The organism is Leptospira jelokensis, from assembly GCF_004769635.1.
Taxonomy (GTDB): Bacteria; Spirochaetota; Leptospiria; order Leptospirales; family Leptospiraceae; genus Leptospira_A; species Leptospira_A jelokensis.
Genome location: NZ_RQGH01000029.1, coordinates 1 through 23,707 on the forward strand (window position 1 = coordinate 1; position 23,707 = coordinate 23,707).

Below are 23,707 nucleotides of genomic sequence, written 5' to 3' on the forward strand. Positions count from 1 at the left end.
CATGCAGGGAATGCCTTTAATGTTATTCCGGAGACTGCCGTTTTACATGGAACAGTGAGAACGTATTCCAAATCAGTTTATGAAATGGTCCCTAAAAAAATGAAACAATTGGTGGAACAAATCGGATTAGGATTTGGAGCAAACATTGATTTGGAATACAAACGAATCGATAAACCAACCATCAACGACAAAGAAATGGCGGATGTCGTGAGAAAGGCGGCAAAAACCGTTCTTGGTGAGGATTGCCTTACGGAAGAAAATACAAGGACCATGGGGGGCGAAGATTTTTCTGCGTTTTTAATGGAGAGACCAGGTTGTTATTTTTTTATCGGCTCCCGAAATGAAGAGAAAGGATTTGTCCACCCGCACCACAGTTCCTTTTTTGATTTTGACGAAGATTCCCTTCCCATTGGACTTTCTGTGATGAAAGAAGTGGTCCATACCTACCTTTCCGAATTTTAAAAAAAAATTTTCTTGCCTAGATTGAGTGTTGTTTTATTAGTTAGATATCTAACCAAATTGAGGGAAGTATGATCAGTTTCGAACTAAATGATGGAGTTGGAGTCATCCAAATTGCCATCAATGATAAAAACAGTTTCTCCAATGAATCGTTTTTGGCCCTAAAAAATGCAATCCAATCTGCAAAAGTATCCAATGCAAAAGTTGTTGTGGTGAGAAGTTCCAGCAATGGTTCTTTTTCCCTTGGGCTTGATCTGACAACAGTCAGTACGATGGATATGAATCAAGATTTGGCAGCGTTTTTAGAGTTATTTTACCACAATTTAACGGAACTTTACCAACTCCCTATGCCTACGATTGCTGAAATTTCTGGCCATGCACTTGGGTATGGGGCAATGCTTGCACTTGTTTGTGACTACCGTTATGCGACTTCTGATATTCGATTTGGTTTACCAGAGGTCAAAATAGGAATCCAAGTGCCATCCTTTGTGTATGCCCTTATGGGTGAAGCAGTTGGTTATGATGTTGCCAAAAGGCATGTTTTACTTGGTGATGCTTTTAAAGCGAAAGAGATGCCAAACCTATTTGAAGAAATATCGGAAACGGAAGAGGACTTAAAGAAAAAGTCCAAATCGTTGCAAACAAAGTTGAAAAAAAATTCTAACTCTGCCATGAAAGATACAAAAAAAGGAATTTTACAAGTTCATAAACCACTCTTAGACCTTGTAAAGGATGACATCAAAAACACCATCACAAGCATCCAATCTCCAGATGCAAAAGAAGGCATCACCGCTTCCGTTGAAGTGAGAAGGCCAGTGTTTACATCATAAACGTTCAAACGAAACTTTTACGGTTTCGGATGTGTTTGTAAATTTCATCGAGGATAGGATACAAAATATCCTCGTTTTCTTTTGAGATCCCCCAGGTTTGTAAAGAAAGCAGTTTTGCCGAAATGGTAACTATTTTTTTACGAATCTTTTTTCCTTCTTTGGATAAAAGGATTGCCCACTCCCTTCCATCACTCGGAGAAGGATTCCTATCGACAAGTCCCTCCTTTACCAATCGATTCACAAGTACCGTACAAGTTGGTTTTGTTTTTTCTATGGTTTTTGCGATTTGGGTCATGTTGATTGGCTTTGAAGTTCGAATTAAAAATGTTAAAATTTCAAAGTGGGAGGTTGTGAGACCTGGGTATCCGAGTTTTTCCATTTCATCTCGAACGATGTCAGCAATTTCAGAACTGATCCGATCAAAATACCGAACCGACCGAAACCTTCTAGGGAGTTCTCTTGCCATAAACTTAAACGTTTAGCCCTATGCCTTTAATGCTTCAATATCTGAAATTTCTTTGGGTATGGATTCTGTTAAATTGATTGGGTTTTTCCCATGGATGAGGATGTCATCTTCAATGCGGATTCCAATGCCTCGGAATTCATTCGGAATGGAATCATCCGTAGGATCAAAATAGAGACCTGGTTCCACTGTCACCACTTGGCCATCCTTAAGTGGCCTTGACTTTCCTTCCAAATAGTACCTGCCTACATCATGAACGTCCATCCCTAGGTAATGGCCTGTCCGATGCATATAATACCTTTTATAGGTTTCCTTTTCTAAAATTTCGTCAAGATTTCCTTTTAAAAAGCCCATTTCTCTTAAACAATCAGCAAGGAAACGCACCGTTTTTTCATGTACTTCGTTAAAAGGAATACCTGCAACCGAATGGCGGATTGCATTTTTTTGCGCATACAACACCACCTCATAAACTGTTTTTTGTGCTTCCGTGAAACGTTTGCCTACAGGAAATACACGTGTGACATCCGCAGTATAATAGTTCCACTCTGCTCCTGAATCCACAAGCACTAGGTCACCATCTAACAGTTGGTCGTCGTTATTTACATAATGTAGAATACAAGCATTTTTGCCTGATGCAACGATATGCCCATAACCTCCACCGATGGAACCATATTTCAAATACTCTTGTTCAAGCAAAGCTTCCAATTCATATTCGTACATCCCTGGTTTACTTTCGCGCATGATCCGCATGTGCCCAAACTTTGTGATTTCAGAAGCATTCTTTAGAATTTGAATTTCATCCTTTGATTTTATTAACCTTTCTTCATGTAAAAAGTAAGGGTATTCGATGCGGTGTGGTCCAAACTTACCTTCCCTTGCCCTTTCCGAAAGTGTTTTGCATTCGGTGAGTAGTTCACGGTCTCTGTCCGGATTTTCACCAAAAAAATAATATAAAGTATGATTCCCAAGTAAAATTACTGATTTTTGTTTGTCCCACTCAGTTAAATCATAACTAAAATCTAAACCTAACATAGATTTGATTTTCTCTTTTCCTAATCGAATGCCAGTCCAAATTTCTTTTTCTTTGTCTTTTGGTAAACAAAACATCCCTGCCGTATCGGATGTAAGGATCAATATCGAATCTTCTTCTGTAATCCCTGTTAGGTAATAAAAATCAGAATTTTGCCTAAACTTATATTCTACATCTCGGTTGCGGATCTTATGACTGGCAGCAAATAAAATTAGGATTTCACCCTTACTTAGTTTTTTTTGGATTTTTTGAATCCGTTTTCGAAAGGTTCCAGCATCATACTCTTTTGTTTTTAACGAAGGTTGTTTCATCATTTCATGACATCCTCAAGTGCTTCAAAAATTCGAACTGGATTTTGATCCAACATACAACGAAAATGCCCCTCTGGGCAAACCCTTCCCCCGTGGATCCCGCAAGGGCGGCAACCTAGCCCATTCACTTCTAAAATCCGATGCCTTTCAGATAAACTTCCATAACCGAATGCAGGGATAGTGGCGCCATACACCATAACGGTAGGTGTATTGAATGCAGATGCAAAGTGGATGGGACTTGAGTCATTGGAGATAATGGCTTTTGCATTTTGGATCCATACCATCAGCTCTTTTAAACTGGTTTGTCCCACGAGAGATAACAATCGTTCCCTTTCTTTTAGTTCGAGTGGTTCTGTTTTCATGAGCCGAAAGATATGGTTTTGGATGGAAGTGTCAGCCTTACTTCCGATGAGAATTACCGTTTCTTCACGTTTTCGCAAAATTTGTGTGATGACACTCACAAACTTTTCTTCTGGCATTCGTTTGGTTTCCCATAAGGAAGAAGGAGCAATCAAAATGTAACCGGATTCATTTTTTAATAGTTTTGATTTTTTTGATTCGAAACTAGTTTCTTCTTCGTTCGTTGGAAATAGATAAGGCCTTCTTTCGCGACCCATGGGGAAATCATAGGGTTCAAAGAGTAAGGCAAATAATTTTTCGACTTCATGTGGGCCTAGTTTTGGCCTTGGTACTAATTTTGTATGTAGGAACGAAAAACCAGATTCCTTGTAACCAATGCGAATTTTTGCCCGAGTGAAAAAAGAAATGAGGCTTGTCCTATAAGAAAAATGAGGAGAATATACCTTATCAAATTTTTCCATTCTCAATTTTTGAATGAATTGGAAAAAAGCAAAAGGATTCTTTTTGATTTTCTTTTTATCCAAACACCAAATCTTTGTTATATCAGGATTATTGTCCAAGACAGATTCAGTTCCCAGGTTCACAACCACATGGATTTCACTTTCTTTGTGTTCCATTTTGACGGCATGAAAAAAGGAAGTGGATAAAACCAAATCCCCAAGGAACGCAGTTTGGATGATGAGTATTTTTTCTGGCATCAGACTCTTTCTAGTATCGAAACAAAGTTGTTTGTAGCTAGTCCACCTATACTTTGTGCTATTGCCAATCGCTTTTCAGGCCATTCAGAAAAGAAGCGACAAAGTTCCACTATTTGAGCAAGTCCTGAGGCTCCGACAGGATGGCCCCTCGATTTTAGGCCACCTGAGGCATTGATTGGCAGTTTCCCTTTGGGATGGGTAAGACCAGCTTTCACCTGGAAAAGTGCCTCCCCTCGTTTGAAAAAACCAGCATCTTCGGCTCCTACGAGCTCAAACGGTGTGAATGCATCATGTAATTCCGCAAAATGGATGTCATTTGGTCCAACACCTGCCTCTTCATAGGCTTTTGCAAACGCAATTCGATTCGCTAAAAAACTTGGCTCTGCTGACACTAAGAATGGAGAAAGTCCCGATCCCATCCCACGAACAGCCACTGTACTTGGATCCTTGGAAAGGATCAGGGCACAAGAACCATCCGAAAGCGGAGAAATGTCATAGAGACCGAGTGGACTTGCAATTTTTGGTTGGGTTTTGTATTCTTCCCAAGTTAGATTTTTTTTAATATGTGCCTTGGGGTTTTTTAATCCATTGTCATGGAGTTTTTTAGCAATGGCAAATAAGTCTTCTTCTTTGTAACCATAATCATAGAGATACCGATTTGTGATCATAGCACCCCCTTGGGCCATCGACATTCCTAATTTTCGTTGTGAATCGGAAAGGACAGAACCTAACAATAAATTGCTTTCTTCTCGGTTCAATTGAGACATGAGTTCAGTCGCAATCACAAGGCCATGATCATACCTTCCACTGAGAATCAAATTCACTCCCAATTGAAAAGCAGATGCACCTGAGGAAGAAGCTGTTTCCATACGAATGGAGTACACATCTTTTAATCCTAATTTGGCTGCGATCTTTGCAGAAAGGTGGTATTCCTTTGTGTATGAATCGGGAGAAAAACTTGCATAGATAATGAATTGAATTTTGTGAGATTGAAACTCATGTACAGATTGTTTTGCGGTGGCATAAGACAAATCGAGTTGGGAACCTTTGTGTTTACCAAATACACTCATGGAAGTATTGTGAATGTAAACTTTCTTCATTCGAATATAGTTTCCGCTTGCCTATTCTATGAAAACCAATTATCTTTCCATTTGAACCGAGATTTTGAAGGGTACCCATATGAAGGGAAAAAAAGAAGTAATCGACATCCTAGCGGAAGTTCTCTCCGCAGAACTCACAGCCATCAATCAGTATTTCATTCATGCCAAACTCTGTAAAAATTGGGGATATTTGGAACTTGCTGACTATCTCAGAAAAGAGTCCATCGAAGAGATGAAACATGCAGATGAAATTATGGAACGTATCTTGTACTTTGATGGAATCCCTGATTTACAAAAGTATATGAAAATCAATGTAGGCCAAACAGTTCCTGAAATGTTCCAACACGATTTACAATTAGAATACAATGCTGTTGACCGATTGAACCGTGGTATCGATATCTGTGTGGCATCAAAAGACAATGGTACCCGCGAATTATTGGAAAAAATCCTTGTTTCAGAAGAAGAACACATTGATTGGATTGAAACACAACAGTCTCTCATCGAGTCCATCGGTTTACAAAACTACTTGGCTCAAAAAATAGGAGATTCGGAATAAAACCTACTCACCCCACCTATCATGCCATATGCGGAGAAGGACTTTCTCCGCTTTTGGAAAAAGAGATCGAATCCTTCCATTTAAAAATTCACAACACAAACCGTGGTGGTGTTTTTTTCTCAGGGAAAAAAGAGGATGTGATCCAATTCGCCATCCAAACAAAATTTGCGTCCCGTGTGAACTTACAACTCCTACATGACAATGCTCTCAATTATGATGAGTTTTATACAAAAGCTACAGACCTACCTTGGGAAAAGTACATTGGTCCTAATGTGAGTTTTCGCATTGATGCAGAAACAAAAGACAAACTAAAAAATTCTGAATTTACCATGCATCGGATGAAGGATGCCATCTTAGATCGATTGCGAAGTAAAAAAGTCCCTTTGCCTGAAATTGAAAAAAGAATGGCTGACATCACAATCGTTGTAAGGTCTCATACGGATCGTTTTAGCATTGAATTATCATTATCTGGTGATGCGGTAGGAAGGCGAGGTTACAGACTCCATGCTGGGAATGCTCCTGTACGGGAACCAATAGCGCAAGCTATGCTTGAGATGTCTGATTGGAAGGAAGGGGAAACACTTGTGGATCCAATGTGCGGATCAGGTACTGTCCTCATTGAGGCAGCTCTCAGGGAACGTTTGTTTGGTGAAATCAATCGATTCCTTTTTGCAGAATCACCAGTTTTCCAAACCTTATTTCCTACCTATGTTTTTTCTGAACGTAAAAAAGAAAATCTAACACCACCACATTTGTTTGGTTTTGATATTGATCCTGAGGCAATTCGTATCGCCAAAGAAAATGCATACGAAGCAGGTGTGGAAGATTTTATTAAGTTTGAAGTTGGAAATTGTTTGGAACTTAAAAATACATTTGGTTCCAAAGGCCATCTAGTGACAAACCCTCCTTATGGAGATCGGATTGGTAAACCCATGGACGATTTACGGGAAATGTACTTTCAATTTGGGAAGGTTTTAAAAAACGAATTTGGTGGCTGGAAATTCACTGTGTTATGTGCAGATTTTTCTTTACTGGGAAAATTTGGTTTAAAAGAAAATAAACACATAAGCTTAAAACACGCAAACCTCAAAGCAAAAATAGTGGACTACGAACTTAGAGCGGGTAAATGAAATCGAAGGACATTTTAAGTCGTGTATTTGAAATCACAAGAGACCCAAGAGATGGACTTCTTTTCTTAAAAGAATTCCAATCGCTTTCCCCAGAATCCTTTGCCATTCTTTATGCTGATTCGGAGACCATTTTTGAAAGTTCAGAAGCTTTATTTTCGGATTTGAAACTTCTCTACCAATTGGATTTATTTCCCTTTGTTGTTTTGGAAGAAGATAGTTTCCAATACCTAAAAGTTTTTTTTCCACTTGAACAACTAAACCCAAACCCATCTGACGATAGGTCCCTTGGTTTCTCTTACGAAATCATTCCAAGGGAAAAACCATTACTGGAAACTGTTAAATCGACAATCACCAAGAAAAAAATTCCAATTTTATTATGGAATGATGAAACTGAAAAATTAGAATCAGTGCTTGACCGTTGTCGTTCCATTCTCAATTCATCTAAGATCATTTATGTTTCCATTGATGGACCTCTAAAAGATCCGAACTCAGGGAAAGTAAAATCAATTTTGCAAATGGAAAATCATTTTTCCATCCCAAGTGACATGTCCATTACGGATAGCCAAAAGGAATTTGTCCAACTTTCAGAAGCCCTAGTATCCAAAATTGAAGATCCGAAATTTAGCATTGTTCTCACTTCCCCTTTCACACTTTTAACTGAGTTGTTCACCGTGAAAGGAAGTGGAACCCTAGTCAAACGTAAGAATCGAATTCATAAGTTTACTTCCACTGAAGGTGTGGATATGGAGAAATTATTTCGTTTGATTGAAGAATCATTCGGGAAAAAACTAAAACAAAGTTTCTTCGATACAAAGTTTGATGTTTTGTTTTTGGAAGAATCCTACCGTGCTTGTGCTTGGATGCAAAAAACAGAATTTGGGTACCTACTATCCAAATTTGCTGTCAATGGTGTCGCCAGAGGGGCTGGTGTTGGACGTGATATTTGGGACCAAATTTTAGAACATTGTAACCCACTCTTTTGGCGCAGTAAACCAGACAATACGATCAATAAATGGTATATGTCCATTGCACAAGGCATCGAAAAAGACGAGTCGTGGTACTACTATTGGTTAGGTGTGGACCGCCCCCTGATCCCAGGTATCGTCTCCCTTCTCCAATCCCAACCTGAAGATTTTGAATCCAAAAAACCGTGAACCAAACCCAAAAAAATCTATTAATTTATGATGGAAACTGCGGTTTCTGCGCTGGTTTGGCAGAAAGAATACAAAAAAATTCAGTAAAGCCGATTGAAATCCTTTCTTTCCATACTGTTTCCGAAACGGAATTAAGGAATATCCACAACCAACTGACGATAGATAGGTGCCAAGGTGAAGTGCAATGGATCCAAGAAGGAAACCGTTACCCAGGATTTTTTGCGGTACGTATTTTACTTTGGAATGTAAAGTACATTCGATATTTTGTATGGATTCTTTATTTACCTCCCATTCCTTTTTTAGGAATGTTTGTAATGTATGTATTAAAAAAAATTAGAATACAGCTTTCTTAAGATTGAATTCATCCAAACGAGAAAGTCCCAAATAAAAATCCTTTCTCGCCTCTAAAGCCAAACGATTCCCTTCCATGACTTGGTGTCTCGATTGGTCTGTATCCGAAACTTCAGCGATGAGATCAAACATTCGTTTGCTATGCCCTTCGTCTGCGTCCAAATTCACTTGGAAAAATTTTCCCTCTGGTAAATTGTATTCCAGTTTTAATTTTTGGTAAGCATTGGCTATTTGAGAATATTCTAATTTTAATAGGTATTCGTTTGCGGGACCGAGTGCACCTAGTCCATAATAAAATCCTAAGTCGATCACAGATTTCATTTTCTCTAAATACGTCTTCGTTTCTGGAAGGATCTCGTGGGTAGAAAAATCAAATTTTAGTTGGTTTAGAAATTCGGTGAGAATTGATACATGAGTATCATCAATTTTTCCCTCACCTAATTCTTCCCAGATATTTTCGACAAGTACGATCTTGGCTTTTTGGTTCCGAGTTTTGGCAGCAACAAGTAAAAACCAATCCACAAATCCGATGGATACAAAGTATTCTTGGCTAAGCCATAAGACCAAGTCTTCAAATCGTAATCTTTCTTTTCGATCTAGAAGCCATTTAGAGGTTAAAACAGGGTGAGATTCTACTTCTGATTTTAAATGTTCTATGAAATCATTCATAATTGGTCCTTTCCATATTGGAAACGTTTGTGGTTTTTATATTCCTCGAAACCTAGTTCCAAACAAGTTTTCAGTAATTCAGAATAAGTTTTCCCAGTTTTTTCCCATAACAAAGGCAAGGTGGAATAAATCGGAGAAAAACCTGGAGTTGCATTCACTTCCATAAGGTATGGAATTTTGTTTTCTAATTTATAATCGATTCGAATGTATCCGGACGAACGAAGGTATTTCGCTACTGCAAGAGAGGTTTTTTTGAGTGGTTCCGATAACGATGGATCCACTCCAAAATCCAAAGTTTCTAAGAATTCTGATTTGGATTTGATCCCTTCATGGTAAATTCCACTCGGAGTGTCCACATAAGCAATGGGCAAAACTTGGTAAGATCCAAAATTTCCAATCACGGCAACTGTGAGTTCCCGACCGCTGAGGTAAGGTTCCGCAAGTATTTCTGAATACTCCAAAAGTCGTTTGGGTATCTGAACATTCCATTCCTCAATCGATCGGAGGTGGTTCTCCTCTGAGATTCCGAGACTTGAGCCTTCTCCATTGGGTTTGATAAAAATGGGAAAAGGCAAATAAGGTTTTGTTTCCATTTCAGTTAGCAACTGGGAATCAGGAGTACAAATTCCAAAGGATTGTAAAAATAATTTGGTTTTTTGTTTGTTCAATGTGAGTGTTTGGACAGAAGCATCACTCCCTGTGTGAGGGATTGCTAAATATTCGCATAACGCTGGTATGTATGCCTCTCTTGAATAAGAAGAATAACCTTCAATCAAATTCCAAACAATCCAGTCACCACGTTTCGTTTTGGGAATCCCTGCCAGTGCCGAAGTGATTTCTGTTGCATCATTTAAACTCACTACATCATAACCCAAATCCTTTATGGTTTTTTCCATCATTGAAATGGTTTCTTCGGATTCCCACTCCTGGGATAATTTTGGAGTTTTGGGGTTGTAAATGTCACAAGCAAGGAGAACTGTTTTCATTGGGTTTGGAATTTCTCCCATTCTAAATCCGAAATCACTGGATAGTAAGATTCCCTGTTTGATCCCACTGGTTCAAAGGAAAAATGGATTTTTTTCGTAACAGCAGAACGGAAAGCATGTTGCCTCGTTTTTGGATGATAACCCAGGTACCAATTGGCGCCGATGGTGATTTTCCCTCCACCACCCGGTAGGTCATTGACAAAATGCGGAATCCCCATACCCCCAATTTTACCACGCATGTATTCAACAATTTCGATACCACGAGCAAGTGGTGTCCGAAAGCCCCGTGATCCTGGAATGAGTTCTGGGTCATAAAGATAATATGCTCGTACCCTCATCTCGAGTAATTTTTTATGAAGGGTGAGCATAGTCTCTTCATCATCGTTAATCCCTTTCAGTAGGACTGCCTGGTTCCCAACAGAAACACCCACTTTTAATAACTTTAAAATAGCTTGTTTTGTTTCTTTTGTACATTCTTTGGGATGATTGAATTGGGTATGACAAAAGATGGATAAATTGTCATCGTTATATTGTTCAATGATTTTGCAAATTTCGTCTGTTATGCGAAACGGAAGGGTGACAGGATTTCTTGTCCCCAATCGACAAATTTTTACATTCGGAATTTCATTTAGTTCTTTTAGGATCCACGCAAGGCGAGAGTCAGCCAAATTCAAAGGATCTCCACCGCTAATCACCACATCGTCTACTTCGGGATGGTTACGAATGTAATCGAAAGCATTTTCCAGATCTGACTTCTCCATCCTTTCCTCATTTGATGATACTTTTCTCCCACGCATACAATGCCGGCAATACACACTGCAAGAATGGTTTGAAAACAGTAATACGCGGTTTGGATACATATGAGTGAGCCCCCGAACAGGACTTAGTCGCTCTTCTTCCAGTGGGTCAGGACTTTCTTCTTCGGAAAATATAACTTCATCAGCTGTCGGAACAATCATCCTTCGGATCGGACAATTCGGATCACTTGGATCTGAAAGGGAAAGGTAATAAGGAGTTGTGGAAACAAGGAGTCGGATTGTGTTTTGGATTCCCAGTTTCTCAGATTCGGTTAGTAAAAAATAACAAGATAGGTCTTCCCCTTTCACACGGTTTTGCAACTGTGAAGTGGGATCGGTCCAATTTGTCTTGGAAAACAATTCTTCTCTGGCACGAAGAACTTCTGATAAACTGTTTTGCACGAGCATAAGATTTTATTCCTTACTTGCCAACAGACCACCAAATTCTTTTCTGGTGGTAATGCAAGAAAACCGCTTGGGGGAAATCCGCATGGTCGCCTTCGATGTCGACGGGACCTTATTTTCCTCAGAATCCATAATCTTTAAGACGTATGTGCAGGCAATCGAAGAGTTTGCCCAGAAAACAGGAAAAATCACGTCTTTACCAACACATGATCAGATTATGAATGAAATTGGGAAACCAGTGCGTACCATTTTTGCAAACCTTCTCCCAACCTTACCGGAACCGGAAAGGGATACCATTTCATCTCGGGTTTTAGATTTACTCTGTGATTCCATACGCAGTGGCGGTGGTGATTTTTATGCAGGGGTTGGTTCTACCATCCATTACCTGAAAGAAAAAGGATACACCATCACCTGTGCCTCCAATGGAAGGAAACCATACATCGAGACGGTACTGGATACGGCAGGTGTATTACAATACTTTGAGCCGATTGTAGTCATCAACCAAGAGACCATCCACACAAAAGGTGAAATCCTTGCGGAGTATGTCCGAAAGTACAATTTGGAACCAAACTCCATTGCCATGATTGGGGACAGATTCAGTGATTGGGAAGCGGCAAGACAGAATGGATGTCCGTTTGGATTTTGTACCTATGGCCATGGTGTGCCAGGAGAGATTCCAAACTTTGATTGGAAATTCGAAGATTTAACTTCCTTAAAAGATTTTTTTTAAATCCAAAATTCCTCCCCATTCCGACAGTAATAGTGTGGCGGTACTTCCCCAAATCCAAGAGGACAAATGGAAATCATTACGGTATTTCCTTGGTGGGATTTTCTTTGTACTAGTCCTCATTGAAAAGTCGATGGGTTTTGACCCAAAGGCGGCGGGAAATTTATTTCCCAAACAAGGGTTTCGAAACCTTGGCAAACAAACATCCCTCCCAAAATTTGCAGAGCCAACAGACCCGTTCCAAACCGATGGGTTTGAAGATGACTTAAGTTGGGAAGAAGAAGTCTTCAATCATAGTTACCCAACAAGTCCCACGAAAACTCCTGCAAAAAAAATCATCGATGATGCCATCCCAGAAATCACTCTGCCGGAAGACAGGTTCCCTGGTGCGGGCAAACGGATCAGTGCTGAGCCTGGATACCTACCTGTTTACTTTTTGAAATTTTATGGTACGGGAAAAAATAGCCAGTCCCAACTTGTCAAACTCACACGCGAATTTCCAGGTGGCGACCCCATCCTCTTTTTATTCCAAGAATTGACAAAAGGCCCAAACTCTGAAGAAAAAACCAAAGGGGTTCTTTCTGCCCTCACAAAGAAAGTCCGATTGGAACCAAACTACCGATTGGAAAATGGAATCTTACACCTCTCCGTATCAGAAGATCTGAATTATGGAGGGAGCATTGAAATCTTAAAAGATCGGTTGGACCAAATCACCTTTACCTATGTTGGTAACTTTGGAATCCAAGGAGTTGTACTATACAGTAACGGGGAACGGATTCGTTCTCTCGGCAGTGATGGATTGTCTTTGCCGGATGTCCTCGCCAAGTCACAGAGAAAAGTGATCTTATTTTAAACTCACGAAATGGTTTACTTCCCAAGGGCCTATGTTAGTCTAAATCCTGGTTTCCGAAATGCGTAGGTATACTTTCAAACGATATGGGTTTGTTTTACGTAAATTATTTTTACGATCCTACCACCCAAGTTTTATCACCAATAACCTAGACGATATCGCTTCTTCGTTACAAATTTTCAGTGTGATGACAGCAATCACCTCCATCATTTCCTTACTGTTTGTAGATTCACTTGTTAGGACAAAAGAAGCTAGTTTTTGGATCGCTTTCTTTCGGATTTCCTCTCTTGCCATTTGTTTTATGGTGTACTTACTTGCAAAACGTGGGATCAAACAATACAAACAGTACATTCAAAACATCACAAGTCTTGTTTTGGTTGGACTTGTGATTTTATACATTCCAATGATGGTTTTTGATAATCCAAACCATGCCTATTACCTTTTCGGATCCGCCATTGTGATTGCTGCGGCTTCCATCTTACTTTGGTTAGAACCAATCCGGATTTGTGTTTTATCTTTGATTTATACGGCTTTTTTCATTCCACTTCATTTAAATTATTCTCGAATCCAAGGTTTTGATCGTTATTTTTTTTATCAAGATGTACTCATCGTCACCTTCTTATTGGCATTTGGAATTGTTGCAAACTTTCTAATCAATTACTGGCGTTTCGAAGAATACCGTGTCAAAGAAAAACTTCACATAACAGTTGGTAAACTCCTTCGCATCAACCAAAAAATCGAAGATTTATCCCGTGTTGATTCCATGACAGAGCTTTTCAACAGAAGGCACCTCCTAGAACAATTTGATTTATACAAAAAAAGAGCCCACAGAGAAGGTTTTTTGATTGGCCTTGTCATTTTGGATTTAGACAGGCTAAAAATGATTAACGACCGTTATGGACACAAACAAGGTGACTTAGCCATCCAAGCCTTTGCCAAAACATTAAAATCAAGGACAAGGATCACAGACATAGCGGCAAGGATCGGAGGGGATGAATTTTGTTTGTTAGTTTCTCCCATTGATAAAATTGGATTTCAGACACTTACGGAATCCATTCGGGAAAAAATGGAGGCATTACAAATCCCAATTTACAATGCTCCCAACGAATCGCTCACGCTCACTGTATCCATTGGAGGGACTTTGTTCCATCCAGAAGACAACCCAAGTTTTGATGAACTTTATCATAAAATCGACACGGCACTCTACACTTCAAAAAACGAAGGAAGGAACCGGATCACCTTACTTGAAATGTAAAAAAAATGATCGACGGATTCTAGGTTTGGATTCAGGTTAGTAGATGAGACTGATTCTCAGTTTATGTCCATTACGGATAAGGTGTAAAACTTACGAGATGGGGAGAACTCCCCCATCTTATTTTTTAAGTGATTAAAACAGTTTGGGTTGTTTTTCTAAGGCTTCGTTCAGAGCTGAATGGGAAACATCGACAAATGTTTTTTCTGTGGTTCCATTCAAACCATAAAAAGGCATCAGTGGGATGGTCAAAATCCCTATCCAAGTTCTGAAATGTACTTCTCTGACCAAACTGATTTGCGTTTTGCTCTTTTCATTTGCAAACTGAAAGGTAATCGTGCTATCCTGTTCTACATCCATGGGAAGTGCCGTTAAGGTAAGATAGGAAATTCCTGTGAGAATCATTCCCAATGCACTCGAATATAAACTCACTTGGGATTCCAATTTGATATCTAGCTTCAGATCATACTTCGCCTGAGGATCGGTTACGACAGAGAGAACCCTGGGATGGACTTGCAGGGCTCGAAGGAAACGATCTTCTGATTGTTTCCGACTCGATTCATCTGCTACTTTTCGCTCTCTGTCCCCAACTGTCGCGGCTTGGGAATAAGTGAGTAAAATTATCTTTTTCTCAGCATAAGCGTTTTCTGGAAGTTTCGTTTCTGGTAAGTTGTATTTGGCAAAACTGATGCACTGAGAAAATACAAGGAAACCTAATAGATAAGCCACATTCAAAAGTTTCATAAGTGCAAATGATTGCCCCAATTTGCTCTTTTGTCTACTGATATCGAAATTTGGAATGTAAAAAAAACGAGAATTAAGCCATTTCGAGATTGGATCTTACTTCTTCGTAATTGAGGTTACGCCTAACAGGACGAAAGCCACCTTCCAAAAGAAATTTTCTTGCCTCTTTTTCCGTTTTCAAACCAAACGAACGCAGAACATTTTCTTCAATCACAACAGAAGAGATATCATCAGCTCCCGAATAAAGAGCCAGTTGCCCAACCCCTTTCCCAAGTACCATCACGGATGTTTCGATGTGTTGGATGTTATCTAAAAAAATACGGCAAATTCCAAGAACCTTCAAGTATTCATGCGTTGGGACAGGTCTCACTTTGAATCGTTTGGTTTGCGGTTGGAAGGTCCAAGGGATAAAGGATAAAAATCCACCGGTTCTGTCTTGTAAGTCCCTGACCACTTGTAAGTGTTCAATGACCTCTTCTTCCGTTTCTTCCGATCCGAACACAATATTGGCGGATCCTTTCAAACCCACTTCATGGCAAGTTTCCATTGCACGCACCCATTCAGCCACAGAGGCTTTTTTGGGAGAGATGATTTGGCGCATCCTTTCCGTAAGAATTTCTGCCCCAGCCCCTGGCACAGAATCAAGACCTGCCTCTTTTAAAATGAGTAATACTTCTCTCAGGGGTTTTCCCGTGATGGATTCCAAATTGATCACTTCCACAGGGGAAAAGGCTCGGATATGCATTTGGGGGTATTTTGTTTTGATCGTTCTGATCACATCGAGATAGTAGTCGAAGGGAAGTTCTGGGTAGACCCCACCTTGCAAAAACATTTGGTCGGCGCCTTCTTCCATGGCATAGTCCATCTTTTGTAAGATGTCTTCCTTTGAGAGTACGTACCCTTTGCCATTCCCGATTTCATCCATAAAGGAACAGAAATTGCACTCTACATTGCAGTAGTTTGTGTAATTCACGACCCGAAACATGGTGTAACTTGCCTCTGTATGGGGCCTTACCTTTTCCCGTAAGAATCGGGCCACCATCTGGATTTTTAGAAAATCACCTTCTTTGTAGAGAATGAGGGCTTCGTTTGGAGAGATCCGTTTGCCTTCCACGGCTTTGAGTAGGACGACATCAGCAGGGTCATTTGGGTTCAGGGAAAAGGAGGTTACGTTCATATCTCTACCTACTTGGACAGGAAATCTTCTGATAGATCCCTGTAAAAACCGAATTTTCCTGGACATTGATTTTTCTATAGAAATCCTAGGAAATACCAAACACCTTAAGGGCATAAATATAAATGGATATCGGAAGAATTCTCTTTCACCTATTATTCACAGCTTTTTTCGTCGTGGCAAACGTAGTGTTTGTCCGCGCTATCCTTTACAGGCTCGGATTGATCTTCAATGGTCGTCCTGCATTCTTTAACGAAGATGCAAAAAAGAACCTGAACATCGGATTTCGTTTAAAAAGTTTTTTTATAAACGTAATCTTACAAAAGAAAAACTTCCGTGAACCAGTACGTGGGATCATGCACGCGTTTGTTTTTTATGGATTTATCGTGTATACAATCCATACAACAAGCCAAATGATCGCCGGTGTCTTTGGTTATGCCATGGAAGACCCTTACCAATTTGCATTGCCAAATTTTTTATTCGGCGAATCAGCAAACCACCTCTATGAACAAACAGTAAACTATGTTTCCATTTTAGTATTAACTGGTCTTGGGTTTTTTGCTTGGAGACGTTGGATCAAAAAAGCAAAAGGATTGGATGTTCATTCTCCAGCATCTGCCATTGTGATCAGTATGATTGCGACTCTTATGGTCACAACCTTACTTGGCAATGGTGCCAAAACAGTGGCAGCAACCTATTACACTCATGCAGGATTCATTGACGGTGCGATTGGAAAACTTTGGGAATCTGTGGGAGTGGCAAACTCTTCAGCAGATGTCGTGTTCCAAATCATGTGGTGGGGCCACATCATCACGGTATTCTCTTTTATGTTGTATGTTCCTACATCCAAACATGCCCACTTAATCTTTGCTCCGTTCAACTACTTCCTAGCAACAGACACTCCAAAAGGCCAACTTTCGAAACTGAATTTGGATGATGAAAATGCAGTTTGGGGATCAAACCGTGTGGAAGATTTCCCTTGGCCGAATCTTCTCGATGGCATGTCTTGTATCGAATGTGGTCGCTGCCAAGTGGAATGCCCAGCAAACCGAACTGGTAAAGTTTTAAATCCTAAAGCAATCATCGTAGAACTCAAACACCAAATGTTAGAGAAAATGCCTGAAGTGGCAGCAGCTCGTGCTGGCAAAACTCCAGAAGAAGCAGCAGAAGCTGTGGCAGCTCTTGAAACTGGTGTCATCAATTCACACGAAGGCCTAAGTGAAGAAGCACTCTGGGGATGTACAACTTGTTATGCGTGTGTAGAAGCTTGCCCTGTTGGAAACAACCAAGTGAATGCCATCATTGAAATGCGTCGCCACCTAGTATTAGCAGAATCTAAAATGAGCCCTGAACTCCAAAAAGCATTCACAAACATGGAAAACAATTCCAATCCATGGGGTGTTGGTGCGCACACAAGAGCAGATTGGGCAGAAGGCTTAAACGTAAAAGTCCTTTCAGAAGCAGAAGATAAAAACGTAGATGTACTCTACTGGGTAGGATGTGCGGGGGCTTTTGACGAAAGGAACAAAAAGATCTCTCGTGACTTTGTGAAAATCATGCAAAAAGCAGATGTCAACTTTGGTATCCTTGGAACAGAAGAAGGATGTTCAGGAGATTCTGCAAGACGTGGTGGTAACGAGTACCTCTACCAAACGTTAGCACAAACCAACGTGGACACAATCAACGGTTATGGAATTAAAAAAATCGTAACTGCTTGCCCACACTGTTACAACACAATCAAAAACGAATACCCACAATTTGGTGGTAACTTCGAAGTCATCCACCACTCGGAATACATCAACCAACTTTCCAAAGAAGGGAAAATTGATGTAAAAGTGGCTGATGATGCAAACACTGGGAAGTATACTTACCATGACTCTTGTTACATTGGTCGTTATAACAATAATTACGATAACCCTCGTGATGTTGTGAAAAAGGTTTCCGGTGGAAAGATTGAGGAAGCGGTAGACCATCACTCCAAAGGACTTTGTTGTGGTGCAGGTGGTGCGCAGTACTGGATGGAAGAACACGTGGATGAATCCAATCCTGAAAGTATGCGAGTGAATAGCAAACGTACAGGACAACTCCTTGATACAGGTGCTACAACCATCGCTACTGCTTGTCCATTCTGTATCACGATGATCACAGATGGTGTCAAAGCTGCGGAAAAAATTGATTCCGTAAAAGTAAAAGACATCGCGGAACTTGTAGCCGAAAATATCGACTAACAAAACGAACGTTTTGAGGATACTATGAATTTTCAAATCTACCTCAAAACGTTGACTCGGTTTCTAACAGAAAGGTGGAGGGTTCCTTCCACCTTTTTTGTTTTGAATCAAATTCATACTTTCCATTTTAAAACTTGTTTTCTTCTGATTTTTTCTTTCCAACTTACAGCGATTTACCCTGAATCGAAAAAAAACATCCTACCTCCAGAAGGTGATGGGATCACCATCATTGTGGAAAAAGGCCAAACCTTAAGCATCATTTCCAAAACCTACTTAGACGATCCAAGAAAATGGAAGGAACTCCTCAAATCCAATCAAATTGACAATCCCAACCTGATCATTCCTGGAATGAAATTATGGATCCCAAAAAGTTTAGGGAAGAAACCACTCGCCGACTTACAACGATTTTCTGGTGTGACAGAAGTATTAAAAATCTCACAAAAACAAAATGATTGGGCGAAAGCAACAAACGGAGAAGGACTGTACGCAAAAGACGAAGTGAGAACTCTCAAAGATTCAGAAGCACAGTTCTTATTCCTTTCAGGGTCACGATTCGAAATTACAGAAAATAGCCATGTCATAATGGAACGTGGCAAAACAGAAACGGAACCAGATGAACTATTTTTAAGACAAGGGAGAATTCGCTCCCTGATCCCAAAATCAAAAGCACCAAACCAGAAGATGTTTTTACTCAAAACAGAATCAGCTGAGTCTGTTGTCAAAGGTACTGACTTTCTCACAGAAGTGGATGGCAGTGGGAATACAACTCTTAGTTGTTACGATGGTGCTGTTTCTGTAACTGCTGAAAAAGTCACCGTACAAGTAAACGCCGGTTTCGCTACTTATGTGGAAAAAGGAAAAGCCCCTCTAAAACCCTTCGCCGTTCCTAACCCTCCTATCCCTGAAAACAAATGAATGTTAGGTTATGCAAACTCAAAATCGTTTGTCTTTTGTGCTTTAGCTTTGGTTTTTCCAATTCTTTAATCTCTAAACAAATCCAATTTACATTGGTTCCCGATCGGGAGGACATCATCCAGTATGAATTAGAACTCTGGAAATCTGACCAAATGGATTCGGAAATTCCGTTCCGAGTTTTATCAAATCCTGGACCAATCAATTTATTTATCCCGGATGGGTATGAATACTTTCGCATTCGCGCAGTCGCAAAACGAAAGGTGCGAGGTTATTGGACCGAGTTGTATGAAGTCAATTCCTTTGGAAAAAAACCAAAAGCCCGGGAAACAGCTGTCGCAAAGGTCCCTGTGAAAACAGATGTCCTTGTTCCCATCCAAACCAAAGATGGTAATTCGGAATTATTTTTAACTTCTAAACAAATCACCATCGTTCCCACCACCATCACCAAACAGTTTAAGGTTCGTTACCGAGTGAATGGTGGCATTTGGCAAACCACGCAGTCGCCTCATATGGATTTTCCAAAGGATGGGAATTACCGCTTAGAATATAAAGTGACAAATGAATTGGGTGTTTCCGATGGAATGCAAATTTGGGAGTTTAAAGTGGACCAAACGCCACCCGAATCAAAACTTTCGTTTCAAAACCCACCTTTTTCGACAAAACAAACCAATTTTGTATCACCAAACAATCGTTTGGTCATCCAATCCAAGGATTTAGGTTCTGGAATTGGTTCCATCCGTTATCGTTATGTTTGTGATGGAGGGAGTCTTTCTGAATATTTGATTTGGAATGAGGAATCAAACAAAGAGCTCTATTCAATTTGCCCAGGAAATTTTCGGTTGGAAGTGAGTGCCATTGACCGATTGGGTAACGAAGAGATTCCGAAAACCATTGATTTTAAAAGAACGTCCAAAGTCCCATAGTATGGCATCTTCTTTGGAGAAAATTCAGTTTTTACTCTCTAATTTTCTTTTTGTTGTAAGGTCCAAATCATTTTTAAAGTTATTCTTTTCTCTCTTTCTTTTTCTTATCTTACCTTACAGTTTGATCGTTGGCAGGATGATTTACAGGGAGTATAAAGATGCATTGGATTGGAACCAAAGATTCCAACTCATCCGAATCCAATTATTGGCCATTGACATTGAAAACCAAATCAGAGAAACATTGGAAAAAGATTTTTCCGAAGGAAATTCTAACTCTTTCTCTCTGCGCTCCCTCTCGGAACTCAAGTCCCTTTGCCCGAATTTCATTTTAGAAAATCAATTTTCCTACCAAATCCTCCAATGCGAAAGAAAGGGAATTCTGAATTCTTATTTTTTAGAGTCCAAAGGCAGCGGTTTTCGTTTGCATACCAGTGCATTCCTGGAAGATGCCCTTCTCCTTTCTTCTTTTAGTGATCCGAACGAAGGATTATTTTTACTCAACCAAGCTGGCGATTATGGAATTTCAGGATTTATAGAAGACCAATTCCTTGTATCAAACGAATGGAAAGAATTGGTGAGACCTTCGTTACAAACAAATTCCAATGTTCCAACTCTTAAACAAGTGGAAAAAGAGGAACTAGGTTATTTTCTTGTGGGAATTCCTCTTTATGGTATGCCCATTCACCTTTTTGTCGTGAGTCCGATCCATTTAGTGCTCCAACCCATTTTGGATTCATTACAAGCAAATTTAACAACACTTGTTGGGATACTTACGCTTACATTTATAATTTCAATTGTAATCTCTCTACGAGAAATTGAATCAAAACAAAAATTAACATTAATTCTCAATGAATTCCCATATGCGGCCATTTTATACGATTCTTTGGGAGAAGTGCTTTTAGAGAATCCCAACATTGAACAAACTTTGAGATTAACAGACGTATATTTATACCAAGAACCATTAAAAACTTGGCTAAAAAAAGAAGTGACTTTGTTTCTGAATGAAATCAAAAACCAATCCAAAACAGAAAATCATTCCAAGCCCAATGGCCAAAATATAAAAAAAGATGAATTCGAAGTGATGACGGTAACAGGGGAGATTCTTTTATTAGAAATCGTTTATCAAATTTGGTACTTTGGAGAAAAAAATAAATTTGCGAGTGGAGCCTTACTTTTAATACAAAACGTAACCAAAAAACATTTAGAATTTGAAAGGGAAATGGATTACGCCAAGGACCTTCAAAAAAAATACTTACCCAACCAAATCCAATTATTCCCTAGATTTGATTATGAAATTTTGTATCGACCTTTGATCCAAGTGGGAGGTGATTATTATGATTATTTAAACTTAGGCAATAATCGTTTTATTTTTGCGATTGGCGATGTCATCGGTCATGGAGTGAAGGCTGCGATGATGATGACAGTATTAAAAGTACTTTTCCATCAAATCACTCGGACAGAAACAAATCCCGAAATGATATTACTGAAAATGAATGAAGGGATCACTTCTCATTTCCCTGACCCATATGCATTTGTTCCCTTTCTTTTTTTACTATTTGATTTGAATGAGAATATTGTTTCCTATGGCAACGCAGGACACCCTGGTATGGTACATTACTCAGAAACGGAAAGAAATTGTTATGAAAAATTAAACCCTATGTTTGGTATGTTACCAAAATTTAAACCAAAAGTATTACAATTTCCCATCCAAACAGGAGATCGGTTTCATTTGTTTACCGATGGTTTAAAAGATGTAGAAAATGCGAAAAAAGAAAAAATATGGGATACAGAACTTTTGTCTTTTTTTGACAATATGAAAAACAATCATATTTCCTTAGTCAAACAAGAGTTAGATTTTAAAATTCGCTCCTTTTCCGAAGGAAAAGACTTACTCGATGACATCACATGGATTGGCATCGATATCATCTAATCAATCTTCTAAAGGTGGATTCTCTAATAATTCAATGCCTTCGTTATTTTTTTGAAAATAATTCATATCCCATTCCGTATCAAATAACAATGCCATATTCCCAAACAAATCCTCTACCAAATTTGCATTCGATGGAATCTTTGTACGATCTTCCTTTTTTACCCAACGAGAAATTCCGTAAGGTAAAATATGGATCGAGGTTTCAGCACCGTATTCATCTTTTAGGCGGCGTTGGAACACTTCAAACTGGAGTTTTCCCATCGCACCAATGATGGGAACACCCCCACCAATCGTTCTTGAAGTGAAGAGGTGTAAAATCCCTTCTTCTGCCAGTTGGTCCAATCCTTTTTTAAAGGACTTCAATTGCAGTGTGTCCTTACAAGAAATGGTAGCAAATAACTCCGGGGCAAAACTAGGAAGGGGTCGAAGTGGAGGTGTATTCCCTGTTGAAAGCACATCACCAATTTTAAATGTTCCAGGGTTTACAAGACCAATGATATCACCTGGGAATGCTAAATCGACCGTGTTTCGGTCTTGTCCAAAAAAGGCAAAACTAGAGGACAACTTTACTGGTTTGTCCAATCGGTTATGATTTACGTTGAGCCCTCTTTCAAAAACTCCCGAACAGATCCTTAAAAAAGCAATCCGATCTCGGTGCGCCTTATTCATGTTAGCCTGCACTTTAAATACAAAAGCACTAAATGGTGCATTCACTGGATCTAAATAATTTCCATCCCGAAGAGGGATATGGTCAGGGCCTGGTGCGAGTTCTAAAAATTTATTTAAAAAAAGTTCAATTCCAAAGTTGTTCACCGCCGAACCAAAGTAAACTGGTGTTTCCTTTCCAAGTAAAAATGAATTTTTGTCTACTCCCCCAATTCCATTTTGCACCAAATCGATTTGTTCTCGGAATGCCTTTACAATTTCTTCATCAAATTGTTCGTCGAGGCTTTTGTCACCTGGACCTGCCACTCGAAACCCAGCTTTTTGTTTCCCACCTGGGGTGCGGTCAAACAAATACAATTGTTCGTCTCGCAAATCATACACCCCTTTGAAATCAAAACCTGTACCGAGTGGCCATACATCCGGAACAGCCTTGATGCCGAGCACCTTTTCAATTTCGTCGAGGAGTGCATAGAGGTCCTTTGTTGGACGGTCCATCTTGTTGATAAAGGTGATGATGGGAATGCCTCGGTCCCGACAAACTCGGAACAATTTGATTGTTTGCGGTTCCACTCCTTTTCCAGCATCCAAAACCATGACCGCAGTATCGGCTGCCATAAGCGTTCGGTAGGTATCCTCGGAAAAGTCTTCGTGGCCTGGTGTATCAAGAAGATTTAGGATGTTATTTTTGTATTCAAACTGTAAAGCAGCGGAAGTGATGGAGATTCCCCTTTCCTTTTCCATAGCCATCCAGTCAGAAGTTGCCGATTTTCCCTCTTTTTTTGCCTTCACTGCCCCCGCCAGTTGGATCGCACCCCCGTACAAGAGGAGTTTTTCTGTGAGCGTCGTTTTCCCCGCATCGGGATGGGCAATGATCGCAAACGTTTTTCGGCGATTGACTTCTTTTTCTATGGTATCAGGGGACATAATAACAATTCCATCTTAGCCAAATTGGCGAATCTGTCGAGAATAAAGAGGGCAAGCTCCCCTGAACCAAAAGGA

Annotated in this window: 23 protein-coding genes; 13 read left to right on the forward strand and 10 right to left on the reverse strand. The window is 39.8% G+C overall.

Annotated elements, in window-relative coordinates:
* Both EHQ62_RS15220 and EHQ62_RS15225 read left to right on the forward strand, forming a co-directional pair.
* The coding region (locus EHQ62_RS15220) for a M20/M25/M40 family metallo-hydrolase (protein WP_135644414.1) at positions 1 to 462 on the forward strand (462 nt) is incomplete at its 5' end.
* 68 nt (positions 463 to 530) lie between these two features.
* The gene (locus EHQ62_RS15225) at positions 531 to 1,289 is read left to right on the forward strand and encodes an enoyl-CoA hydratase/isomerase family protein (protein WP_135644416.1); all 759 of its coding nucleotides are present in this window, start codon (positions 531 to 533) and stop codon (positions 1,287 to 1,289) included.
* 4 nt (positions 1,290 to 1,293) lie between these two features.
* Here EHQ62_RS15225 and EHQ62_RS15230 read toward each other — a convergent pair whose 3' ends face one another.
* From EHQ62_RS15230 to EHQ62_RS15245, 4 genes are read right to left on the reverse strand one after another with little or no spacing between them, the layout of a single operon-like run.
* Positions 1,294 to 1,755, reverse strand: a complete 462-nt coding sequence (locus EHQ62_RS15230) for a MarR family winged helix-turn-helix transcriptional regulator (protein WP_015678164.1) — start codon at positions 1,753 to 1,755, stop codon at positions 1,294 to 1,296.
* An 18-nt stretch (positions 1,756 to 1,773) separates the two neighbouring features.
* Positions 1,774 to 3,093 carry an aminopeptidase P N-terminal domain-containing protein gene (locus EHQ62_RS15235; RefSeq protein WP_135644418.1) on the reverse strand — a complete coding sequence of 440 codons (1,320 nt, stop codon included), beginning with the start codon at positions 3,091 to 3,093 and terminating at the stop codon, positions 1,774 to 1,776.
* Positions 3,093 to 4,151: a lipopolysaccharide heptosyltransferase II gene (waaF, locus tag EHQ62_RS15240; RefSeq protein ID WP_135644420.1), complete on the reverse strand. Its 1,059-nt coding sequence runs from the start codon at positions 4,149 to 4,151 to the stop codon at positions 3,093 to 3,095. Before waaF ends, EHQ62_RS15235 begins: the two co-directional genes overlap by 1 nt.
* Complete coding sequence (locus EHQ62_RS15245; protein WP_135644422.1) at positions 4,151 to 5,251, reverse strand: thiolase family protein; 1,101 nt, start codon at positions 5,249 to 5,251, stop codon at positions 4,151 to 4,153. The genes waaF and EHQ62_RS15245 overlap by 1 nt, the downstream gene beginning before the upstream one ends.
* Before the next feature lie 79 nt (positions 5,252 to 5,330).
* Between EHQ62_RS15245 and bfr the strand changes: the two genes are divergently transcribed.
* Genes bfr through EHQ62_RS15265 form a run of 4 tightly spaced genes read left to right on the forward strand, consistent with a single transcriptional unit; the run spans position 5,331 to position 8,444 of the window.
* The gene (bfr, locus tag EHQ62_RS15250; RefSeq protein WP_135644424.1) at positions 5,331 to 5,807 is read left to right on the forward strand and encodes a bacterioferritin; all 477 of its coding nucleotides are present in this window, start codon (positions 5,331 to 5,333) and stop codon (positions 5,805 to 5,807) included.
* 26 nt (positions 5,808 to 5,833) lie between these two features.
* Complete coding sequence (locus EHQ62_RS15255) at positions 5,834 to 6,937, forward strand: THUMP domain-containing class I SAM-dependent RNA methyltransferase (protein WP_425269547.1); 1,104 nt, start codon at positions 5,834 to 5,836, stop codon at positions 6,935 to 6,937.
* Complete coding sequence (locus tag EHQ62_RS15260; protein WP_135644428.1) at positions 6,934 to 8,091, forward strand: acetylglutamate kinase; 1,158 nt, start codon at positions 6,934 to 6,936, stop codon at positions 8,089 to 8,091. Before EHQ62_RS15255 ends, EHQ62_RS15260 begins: the two co-directional genes overlap by 4 nt.
* Complete coding sequence (locus EHQ62_RS15265) at positions 8,088 to 8,444, forward strand: DCC1-like thiol-disulfide oxidoreductase family protein (protein WP_135644430.1); 357 nt, start codon at positions 8,088 to 8,090, stop codon at positions 8,442 to 8,444. Before EHQ62_RS15260 ends, EHQ62_RS15265 begins: the two co-directional genes overlap by 4 nt.
* On the opposite strand, the gene EHQ62_RS15270 is transcribed toward EHQ62_RS15265, so the two are convergent.
* The 3 genes from EHQ62_RS15270 to EHQ62_RS15280 are packed head-to-tail and all read right to left on the reverse strand — an operon-like array spanning position 8,425 to position 11,302.
* Positions 8,425 to 9,111: an iron-containing redox enzyme family protein gene (locus tag EHQ62_RS15270; RefSeq protein ID WP_135644432.1), complete on the reverse strand. Its 687-nt coding sequence runs from the start codon at positions 9,109 to 9,111 to the stop codon at positions 8,425 to 8,427. The two genes, EHQ62_RS15265 and EHQ62_RS15270, sit on opposite strands and share 20 nt — an antisense overlap.
* Positions 9,108 to 10,097 (reverse strand): D-alanine--D-alanine ligase family protein, encoded by a 990-nt coding sequence (locus EHQ62_RS15275; protein WP_135644434.1) that lies wholly within the window; start codon positions 10,095 to 10,097, stop codon positions 9,108 to 9,110. The genes EHQ62_RS15270 and EHQ62_RS15275 overlap by 4 nt, the downstream gene beginning before the upstream one ends.
* Positions 10,094 to 11,302, reverse strand: a complete 1,209-nt coding sequence (locus EHQ62_RS15280; RefSeq protein ID WP_135644436.1) for a KamA family radical SAM protein — start codon at positions 11,300 to 11,302, stop codon at positions 10,094 to 10,096. Before EHQ62_RS15280 ends, EHQ62_RS15275 begins: the two co-directional genes overlap by 4 nt.
* Before the next feature lie 82 nt (positions 11,303 to 11,384).
* Between EHQ62_RS15280 and EHQ62_RS15285 the strand changes: the two genes are divergently transcribed.
* Genes EHQ62_RS15285 through EHQ62_RS15295 form a run of 3 tightly spaced genes read left to right on the forward strand, consistent with a single transcriptional unit; the run spans position 11,385 to position 14,131 of the window.
* The gene (locus EHQ62_RS15285; protein ID WP_244241804.1) at positions 11,385 to 12,029 is read left to right on the forward strand and encodes an HAD family hydrolase; all 645 of its coding nucleotides are present in this window, start codon (positions 11,385 to 11,387) and stop codon (positions 12,027 to 12,029) included.
* A gap of 34 nt (positions 12,030 to 12,063) precedes the next feature.
* Positions 12,064 to 12,879 (forward strand): GerMN domain-containing protein, encoded by an 816-nt coding sequence (locus tag EHQ62_RS15290; RefSeq protein WP_135644440.1) that lies wholly within the window; start codon positions 12,064 to 12,066, stop codon positions 12,877 to 12,879.
* Between the two features lie 58 nt (positions 12,880 to 12,937).
* Positions 12,938 to 14,131, forward strand: coding sequence for a GGDEF domain-containing protein (locus tag EHQ62_RS15295; protein WP_135644442.1), 1,194 nt, complete (start codon positions 12,938 to 12,940; stop codon positions 14,129 to 14,131).
* Between the two features lie 132 nt (positions 14,132 to 14,263).
* On the opposite strand, the gene EHQ62_RS15300 is transcribed toward EHQ62_RS15295, so the two are convergent.
* Positions 14,264 to 14,872 carry a hypothetical protein gene (locus tag EHQ62_RS15300; RefSeq protein ID WP_135644444.1) on the reverse strand — a complete coding sequence of 203 codons (609 nt, stop codon included), beginning with the start codon at positions 14,870 to 14,872 and terminating at the stop codon, positions 14,264 to 14,266.
* Positions 14,873 to 14,945: 73 nt separating this feature from the next.
* Positions 14,946 to 16,049 carry a cyclic dehypoxanthinyl futalosine synthase gene (gene mqnC, locus EHQ62_RS15305; protein ID WP_135644446.1) on the reverse strand — a complete coding sequence of 368 codons (1,104 nt, stop codon included), beginning with the start codon at positions 16,047 to 16,049 and terminating at the stop codon, positions 14,946 to 14,948.
* Positions 16,050 to 16,171: 122 nt separating this feature from the next.
* Between mqnC and EHQ62_RS15310 the strand changes: the two genes are divergently transcribed.
* Genes EHQ62_RS15310 through EHQ62_RS15325 form a run of 4 tightly spaced genes read left to right on the forward strand, consistent with a single transcriptional unit; the run spans position 16,172 to position 22,042 of the window.
* Positions 16,172 to 18,274, forward strand: a complete 2,103-nt coding sequence (locus EHQ62_RS15310) for a (Fe-S)-binding protein (protein ID WP_135644448.1) — start codon at positions 16,172 to 16,174, stop codon at positions 18,272 to 18,274.
* A gap of 24 nt (positions 18,275 to 18,298) precedes the next feature.
* Entirely contained in the window at positions 18,299 to 19,189 is an 891-nt protein-coding gene (locus tag EHQ62_RS15315) for a FecR family protein (protein ID WP_135644450.1), read from the forward strand.
* Entirely contained in the window at positions 19,186 to 20,112 is a 927-nt protein-coding gene (locus EHQ62_RS15320; RefSeq protein WP_135644452.1) for an LBF_2017 N-terminal domain-containing protein, read from the forward strand. Before EHQ62_RS15315 ends, EHQ62_RS15320 begins: the two co-directional genes overlap by 4 nt.
* A 1-nt stretch (position 20,113) precedes the next feature.
* Positions 20,114 to 22,042, forward strand: coding sequence for a PP2C family protein-serine/threonine phosphatase (locus EHQ62_RS15325; RefSeq protein ID WP_135644454.1), 1,929 nt, complete (start codon positions 20,114 to 20,116; stop codon positions 22,040 to 22,042).
* On the opposite strand, the gene EHQ62_RS15330 is transcribed toward EHQ62_RS15325, so the two are convergent.
* Positions 22,043 to 23,632, reverse strand: a complete 1,590-nt coding sequence (locus EHQ62_RS15330; protein WP_135644456.1) for a peptide chain release factor 3 — start codon at positions 23,630 to 23,632, stop codon at positions 22,043 to 22,045.
* Positions 23,633 to 23,707 lie beyond the last annotated feature (75 nt).